This window comes from Sphingomonas sp. 66-10, assembly GCF_001897045.1.
In the GTDB taxonomy this organism is placed as follows: Bacteria; Pseudomonadota; Alphaproteobacteria; order Sphingomonadales; family Sphingomonadaceae; genus Sphingomonas; species Sphingomonas lycopersici.
The window spans coordinates 1-7,673 of the sequence record NZ_MKRR01000037.1 but is presented as its reverse complement, the minus strand read 5'-3'; the positions used below and the strand labels follow the sequence as shown (position 1 = coordinate 7,673).

The following is a 7,673-nucleotide window of genomic DNA, read 5'->3' as shown; positions in this document are numbered from 1 at the left end:
ACGCGCACCTCCGACGCGGACCAATTCGCCTTCGGCGAGCGAGTCCGGCGGATTATCGACGATCCTCTCTCCGGCGGAGAGCCCGGCGCGGATCTGTACCGTCTGCCCGCGATCGAGCCCGATCTGGACATGCCGCAGCCGGATATGCCCGCCCGCATCGACCGTCGCGACCTCGCTGCCCCCGGCGCGGAACAGGAGCACGCCCGACGGCACCTCGACCCCGCCGGCCTGTCCCGGCAGGTCGAATACCACGCGCGCAAAGCCGCCAGGCTTGAGGAGATTGCCGGGATTGTCGGCCTGCAGCTCGACCTGGAAGGCGCCGCTCTGTGCATCGACCGCGCCCGATGCGCCGGTGACATGCGCGGGGAAATTGCGGCCGGGGAAGGCGGGGACGGTCAGCGTCGCTGCCATGCCGGGGTGGATCGCGGCGGAATCGGCCTGCGGCACGCTGACATAGACGCGGATCCGCCGTGTATCGGCGACTGCGAACATCGGCTGTTGGGTGCCGCCGCTGCCGGGGCCGACGAGATCGCCGATATCGGCGTTGCGCGCTGTCACCACCCCGGCGAAGGGCGCGCGGACCACCGCGAAGGACTTCATCGCCTGCAACCGGCCGAGCGCGGCCTCCGCCTCCTTTACCGCGGCGAGGCGGACCGCAAGATCGCCGTTCTTTTCGTCGGCCTCCTGCTTGGAGACCGATGCGGTGGTGAGCAGGTCGTTCCAGCGCAATGCGGTGCTCCGCGCCAGCCCGGCATGCGCCCGCGCGCTGGCAACGGCGGCGCGCGCCTCGTTGATCTGCTGATCGAGCTCGGGGGTGTCGATCGTGCCGAGCGGGGTGCCCGCCGCTACTTCGGCGCCGATATCCTTCGCCCAGCCACGGACATAGCCCGAAACCCGCGCATAGAGCTTGGCCGCATTCCACGCCTGCATCGTGCCGGGAAGGTCGAGCGTATCGGCGGCGGTGTCGCCCTTCACCGTGATCAGATGGACGGTGGGGATCGACTGCACATCGGAGACATGCGTCGCGGTGTCGACATCGTGGCCGCGCGCCACCACCCCCGCAGCGACCACCCCGGCCGCGATCAGTGCAGCGACGATCCCCGCCCGCTTCAGCCCGCGCGGGGCCGCCGCCGGAATGGTCACATCATGCATGGATCGGTTCTCCGACAGGTTCGGGCGTGGCGGCCGCGTGCTCCTTGCGGCCGTGGACCATCGCAAAGACGACGGGGACGAAGACGAGCGTTGCGATCGTCGCGCAGATCAGCCCACCGATCACCGCGCGGCCGAGCGGGGCATTCTGCTCCCCGCCCTCGCCGAGGCCGAGTGCCATCGGCGCCATCCCGATGATCATCGCGAGTGCGGTCATCAGCACCGGGCGGAAGCGGGTCGCGCCGGCCTCGGCGGCGGCGCGCGAGGCATTGCCGCTGGCGGCGAGCCGTTCACGGGCGAAACTCACCACCAGCACCGAATTGGCGGTGGCGACGCCCATGCACATGATCGCGCCGGTCAGCGCCGGTACCGATAGCGGGGTATGGGTGGCGAACAGCATCCATACGATCCCGGCGAGCGCGGCGGGCAGCGCGGTCACGATCACGAACGGATCGAGCCAGCTCTGGAAATTGACGACGATGAGCAGGTAGATCAGCACGATCGCCCCGGCGAGCCCGATGAACAGCCCGGTGAAGGCGGTGTTCATCGTCTCGACCTGCCCGCGCAGTGCGACCTTCGCGCCCTTGGGCAGGGCGCCGTGGGTGGCATCGAGCACCTTCTGGATGTCCCCCGCCACCGCGCCGAGATCGCGACCCTGCGTCGTCGCATAGATGTCGAACACCGGCTGCACCGCATAATGCGACACCACCGCCGGGCTGATCTCGCGATGCAGCGTGCCGAGTGCGCCGAGCACCTGGAACGTCCCCGGCTTGGCGCCCGAGACCGGCAGGTTGGTGAGCTGCGCCATGCTCTCGGTGCGATATTGCGGCGCCTGCACCACGATCGGATAGGAAACGCCGTTCTTGGGGTTGAGCCAGAAGGTCGGCGCGATCTGGAAGCTGCCGGCGAGATCGACCGACAGGTTGCGCGTCACGTCATTCTCGGTGATCCCCAGCCGATCGGCCTGCGCGCGATCGACGTCGAAGCCGAGCTCGGGATAATTGTCCGCCTGTTGCACGCGGACGTCGGCGATGCCGGGGACGCGCGCGAGCCGCGCGGCGAGCATCCGCGCATAGGCCGCGCCACCCTTCACGTCCGGCCCGGCGATCTGCACGTCGATCGGGGCGGGGGCGCCGAAATTGAGAATCTGGCTGACGATATCGGCGGGCAGGAAGGAGAAGGTCGAGCCGGGGAAGGCGGCGGGCAGCGCGCGGCGCAAGGTGCGGGTGAAGCCGGCGGTCGGCGCATGGCCTTCCTTCAGCGTGATCATGATGTCGCCGTCCTGCGGGCCGACCCCGCCGGTGTTCGAATAAGCGCGGTTGATGCCGCTGACCGGCAGGCCGATATTGTCGACGATCGCGTCGAGTTGATCGGGAGGGACGATCTGGCGGATGCGATCCTCGATATGATCGAACAGCGCCGCGGTCTCCTCCAGCCGGGTGCCGACCGGCGCGCGGACGTGGAGGTTGATCTGGCCCGAATCGACCGTCGGGAAGAAGGTCCGCCCGAGCATCGGCGCGAGCGCGAACGACAGCAACACCACCGCCATGAAGCCGATCACGAACGGCTTGCGGCGCGCCAGTGCGAAGGCCAGCACCTCGACATAATAGCCGCGCACATGCTCGAAGCGGGTCTCGAAAGCGTGCTGGAAACGACGGAACGGATTGCGGGTTTGCGGGCGCCCGGCCTGCGCGTCGTGGCTCAGCATCACCTCGGCGGTGTGGGCGGTGGCGTGATCGCGCAGCAGGTAATTGCCCATCGTCGGGACGAGCGTGCGCGACAGGACGAACGAGGCGATCATCGCGAACACCACCGCCATCGCCATCGGCGCGAACAGGAAACCCGCGACCCCCGGCAGGAAGAACATCGGCAGGAAGGCGATGCAGATGCACAGCAAGGAGACGAACGCCGGGCCGACGATCTGCTCGGCGCCGTCGAGGATCGCCTGGCGCACGGATTTGCCTCGTTCGAGATGCCAGTTGATATTCTCGATCGTCACCGTCGCATCGTCGACGAGGATGCCGACCGCGAGTGCGAGCCCGCCCAAGGTCATGATGTTGAGCGTCTGCCCCGCCGCGGCGAGCCCGGCGACCGCGGCGAGCACGGCGAGCGGGATCGACGCGGCGATGATCACCGTCGAGCGCCACGAACCAAGGAACATCAGGATCATCAGGCTGGTCAGCGCGGCGGCGATCGCGCCCTCGCGCACCACCCCGGAGACCGCCGCCTTCACGAACAGCGACTGATCGGCGAGCAGGTCGATCTTGAGCGTCGGCGGCAGGGTTTCGCGCAATTTGGGCAGCACCGCCTTCACCTGATCGACGATCGCGATCGTCGAGGCCGAGCCGCTCTTGAGCACCGTCATCAGCACCGCGCGGCCCCCGTCGACGCGCACCGCATTGCGCTGCGGCGGCGATCCGTCTCGAACGTGCGCGACATCGCCGATCGTCACCGTCGCGCCGTCGACTGTTCTGATCGGCAGCCGGTTGAGATCGTCGATCGCCGAGGGGCTATTGTTGAGCTTGAGGTTATATTCATATTGCCCGATCTTGGCGGTGCCGGCGGGGACGATCTGGTTCTGCGCGGCGAGCGCGGCCGCAACGTCGGTCGCCGACAGGCGATGCGCGGCGAGCTGCGCCGGATCGAGATCGACCTGGATTTGCCGCTCCTTGCCGCCATAAGGCGAAGGGATCGCGGCGCCCTGCACCGAGGCCAGAGCGGGACGGATGAAATTCTGCCCAAGATCGAAAATCTTTTGCTCGGACAATCCCTTGCCGGATAATGCGAGCTGCAGGATCGGCACTGTCGAGGCATTGTAATTGAGGATCGTCGGCGGGGTGATGCCCGGCGGCATCTGCTTGAGCACGGTCTGCGACAAGGCGGTGACCTGCGCGGTCGCGGTGCGGATATCGACCCCCGGGCGGAAAAAGATCTTCACCACCGCGATCCCGGCGAGCGACTGGCTCTCGATATGATCGATGTCGTTGACCGAAGAAGAAAGCGAACGTTCGTAATAATATACGACCCGCCCGGCCATGTCCTCGGGCGGGAGGCCGCGATAGGTCCACACCGCGGCGATCACCGGGATCTTGATGTCGGGAAAGATGTCGGTCGGGGTACGGAACGCCGCCGCGCCGCCGAACAGGACGATCAGGATCGCCAGCACGACGAAGGTATAGGGCTTGCTGAGCGCGATCTTGACGAGCCGGAGCATGAAACGTCCCGTTCACCTGAAAAGGTTGCCGGTGACGCCATGACGAGGGGGGTGCCAGCGGGCGTCACCGACGGGGCGGCCTAATCCTCCTCAATCGGCGGTTTGGCGAGTGAAATGAATTTCACTCGGCCGGGGTGATGCGCGCGATCAGCCCCGGTTGCGCGTCGCGCAGATCGAGCCGCAGCCCGTGCGCACCGAGGATCGCGGACACCACGCTGAGCCCCAGCCCGGAGCCCGGCGCGCTGGCGGCGTTGCTGCCGCGGTGGAAGCGGCGCAACACCGCCTCGCGCTCGTCGGCGGCGATGCCCGGTCCGTCGTCCGCCACGTCGAGGTGCCAGCGCGCCGCATCGCCGCCGGTGGTGATGCGGACATGCCCGCCCGCGCGGCCGAATTTGATCGCATTGTCGACGAGGTTGCTGACCGCTTCGAACAGCAATTTCTCGTCGCCGTGAAGCGGCAGCGGATCGCAATCGAGCGACAGCGTGATGCCGCTGTCCTCGGCGAGCGGCTCGTACAAGTCGGCGACGCTCGCCGCGATCGCGCCGAGATCGACCGCCGCGAACCCCGCACGCCGGCTTCCCGCCTCGAGTTCGGAAATGCGCAGCAATGCGGCGAAGCGCTCGAGCACGGTATCGAGATCGTCGACCGCCTGGGTCAGCCGCGCGCGGTGATCGGGCGCCAGCGCATCGTCCTGCGCAATCCGGTGGAGATTGGCGCGCACGCGGGTAAGCGGGGTGCGCAGATCGTGTGCGATCGCATCGGTCACGCCCTTCACCTGCGCGATCGTGCGCCCGACATCCTCGACCATCGCGTTGACGGTATCGGCGAACTGATCGAGTTCGTCGTTCCGCCCGGCGAGCGGCATGCGGCGTTCGAGATGCCCTTCGGCAATCGCGCGGCTCGCCGCCTGCAGATCGCGCACGCGGCGCAGCGGCCCGAGGCTGAGCCCGATCGCGGTGGCCCCGACCCCGATCGCTATTGCCACGCCGCTCCACACCAATATCCCGAGCATCCGCACGCGCAGATCGCGGATCTGGGTGATGTCGCGCCCGACGAGCAGGGTTTCGCCGCGGTCGGTGCGTTTGGCGAGCAGCCGGATCGGGCCGATGCCGTGGCCCGCGTCCTCGATATCCGCCGGCTGGTCGTAACGCAGCGAGGACGGCATCCTGAGCATGCCCGCGACCGGTTCGCCGTCGCTGCCGAGCAGACCGTAATAATTGAGCCCCGACCCTGCGCGTTCGGTTTCGAGCTGGACGCGCGCGGGGAGTGCCTGCGGCGCGACCGCGAGCATCCGCCCCGCAAGATCGGCGAGGATACGGTCGCTGCGGTCGGTCAGTTCGCGGGCGGTGAGGAGGTAGATCGTGCCGGTGAGCAGCACGATGCCCGCGGCGAAGGTCGCGCCGAGCATAGCGGTGAGGCGAAAGGCGCTGGTGCGGCGGATATCCGCGAAGCGCAGCGGCTCAGCCAGCATCGAGCCGATAGCCTTCGCCTTTGATCGTCTGGATCGCCGAAGGCGCGCCGGGGCGATCGAGCTTCTTGCGCAGCCGCGCGATATGGACGTTGATCAGATTGGCGCCGGGATCGAAATAATAGCCCCACACCTGCTCGAAGATGATCCGCCGGCTGACCACCTCGCCCCGGTTGCGCATCAGGAATTCGAGCAGGCGAAATTCCATATGGAGCAGCCGGACGGCCTCGCCCGCGACATGCACGGTGCGCCGCACCAGATCGAGCTCGATATCGCCGGCGCGCAGCAGCATCGTATCCGCGCGATCGTGATGACGCCGGATCAGCACCTCGACACGCATCGCCATCTCATTGGGGGCGAAGGGTTTGATGAGATAATCGTCGCCCCCGGCGCGAAGCCCGGCGATCCGCTCGTCGACGTCGCTCAGCGCGCTGATCATCAGGACGGGGGTGGTGATGCGGCGCTCGCGCAGGATGCGCACCACCTCGAGCCCGTCGACCGCGGGGAGCATGCGGTCGAGCGTGATCGCGTCGAACCCTTCGCGGGTCGCGCGGTCGAGTCCGGTCGCCCCGTCGCGAGCGATCGTCACGTCATGGCCATGCCCGGCCAGTTCCGCGGCGATCTCGCGCGCGGTGCCTATGTCGTCCTCGATCACCAGGATGCGGGGCATGACGCGGGCATAAGCGTCGGAAACGCTCACGACAACGCTCTTGCGAGCACAGCGAATGCCGCACGCCCTCCATCGCGCGCGAGTGCGAGTGCAGATCGTATCGACACGGCAGCGATAATTGCCTTCATCCGCGAGCGACGATCGGCTGCGAGGGCGACAGCGAAACCGGTAAATCGCCGGAGGCTATAATTCGGCGTCGCGCGAAGCTTGCCGGAACGGGCTGCAAAGAACGGGGAAGAGCGACCACCATTAATCGTGACAGTATCCAGGCGGTGCGACCGATTGTGGGTGGGAAGAAGAATGGAAATTTAAGTTTCGAATGCCGTGATAGCAGCCGTTCTCTAACGGACAGAATAGAAAGCGTGAACCGCCCCGTGCACTTCCTCGTCGTAGTCGTAACTCATTCCGGATCGTTCTAATATGCGGCGAGATGCCGCGTTGCTTAGGAGCGCAAAACCGATTAGTCGTTCGGCTCTATTTTGATTCGCCCAACCGATCAGGGTTCTCGACGCCTCCAGAGCGTAGCCGCGCCCTTGGAAGTCGGGCTTTATCGCATATCCGATTTCTAATTCTTCATTGCTCCAACGGGACCAGCCAGCGCGACCAACGAAGGTGCCGTCTTCTAACGACAGCTTCCACTTACAAAAGCCCGACGCTTCCTGCTCAAAGATGAACGCCTCAAGCTTCTCTTGTACTTTCTCGACCGTCCACGCATCAGGTCCCCAAGGGTAGCCGCGCTGGATACGCTGATCGGCATGCAACTCATATAAAAGTGCGAAGTCGTTACGGTTCCATCGATCAAATCGGAGGCGGCTCGAGACGAGTTCGGGTCGATCGCAATGCGTTGCCGGCATAGCTTGCCGCTCCCTCCGGTTCTGAAAACTCTAGCAACTGGCTGAACGGCAGTAAATGGGGCGGCAGCGGCCGGCGGTGCCGGCTGACGTATTTACCCGGCCGAAGAGCTTGAGGTGGGTGGATACCTGCATAGCGGTTTTAGTGTAGATCGAACGCTATGCCTGCGGGTGATCGCATTCGATGGAAGTGGCAACGTCCGACCCGGTTCAAGTCGCTGTGCGTTCGGTGTTCAGCCGGCTCTCGGCAAAACGGCCGTTGTCGTTGCCCCCTAATTGCCTGACGAGGCCTCGCGGGTTTGGGTGATGTACTCGCGGGGT

General features: G+C 66.2%; 5 protein-coding genes. All 5 read right to left on the bottom strand.

Annotated features, from left to right (window positions below; genetic code table 11):
- Window positions 1-1,152, bottom strand: a 1,152-nt coding sequence (locus BGN95_RS04510; protein WP_286771744.1) for an efflux RND transporter periplasmic adaptor subunit, incomplete at its 3' end; no start/stop codon positions are given.
- Window positions 1,145-4,363: an efflux RND transporter permease subunit gene (locus tag BGN95_RS04505; RefSeq protein ID WP_286771743.1), complete on the bottom strand. Its 3,219-nt coding sequence runs from the start codon at window positions 4,361-4,363 to the stop codon at window positions 1,145-1,147. The genes BGN95_RS04510 and BGN95_RS04505, both read right to left, overlap by 8 nt.
- A 121-nt stretch (window positions 4,364-4,484) precedes the next feature.
- Window positions 4,485-5,834 (bottom strand): sensor histidine kinase, encoded by a 1,350-nt coding sequence (locus BGN95_RS04500; protein WP_286771742.1) that lies wholly within the window; start codon window positions 5,832-5,834, stop codon window positions 4,485-4,487.
- Window positions 5,824-6,501 (bottom strand): response regulator transcription factor, encoded by a 678-nt coding sequence (locus tag BGN95_RS04495; protein ID WP_286771757.1) that lies wholly within the window; start codon window positions 6,499-6,501, stop codon window positions 5,824-5,826. Before BGN95_RS04495 ends, BGN95_RS04500 begins: the two co-directional genes overlap by 11 nt.
- Window positions 6,502-6,842: 341 nt before the next feature.
- Window positions 6,843-7,355: a GNAT family N-acetyltransferase gene (locus BGN95_RS04490; RefSeq protein WP_286771741.1), complete on the bottom strand. Its 513-nt coding sequence runs from the start codon at window positions 7,353-7,355 to the stop codon at window positions 6,843-6,845.
- Window positions 7,356-7,673 lie beyond the last annotated feature (318 nt).

What these genes read in the sequence shown, in the direction of transcription:
- BGN95_RS04490 (WP_286771741.1), bottom strand. Translation starts at nt 7,355, where the DNA reads ATGCCGGCAACGCATTGCGATCGACCCGAACTCGTCTCGAGCCGCCTC.
- BGN95_RS04505 (WP_286771743.1), bottom strand. Translation starts at nt 4,363, where the DNA reads ATGCTCCGGCTCGTCAAGATCGCGCTCAGCAAGCCCTATACCTTCGTC.
- BGN95_RS04495 (WP_286771757.1), bottom strand. Translation starts at nt 6,501, where the DNA reads ATGCCCCGCATCCTGGTGATCGAGGACGACATAGGCACCGCGCGCGAG.
- BGN95_RS04500 (WP_286771742.1), bottom strand. Translation starts at nt 5,834, where the DNA reads ATGCTGGCTGAGCCGCTGCGCTTCGCGGATATCCGCCGCACCAGCGCC.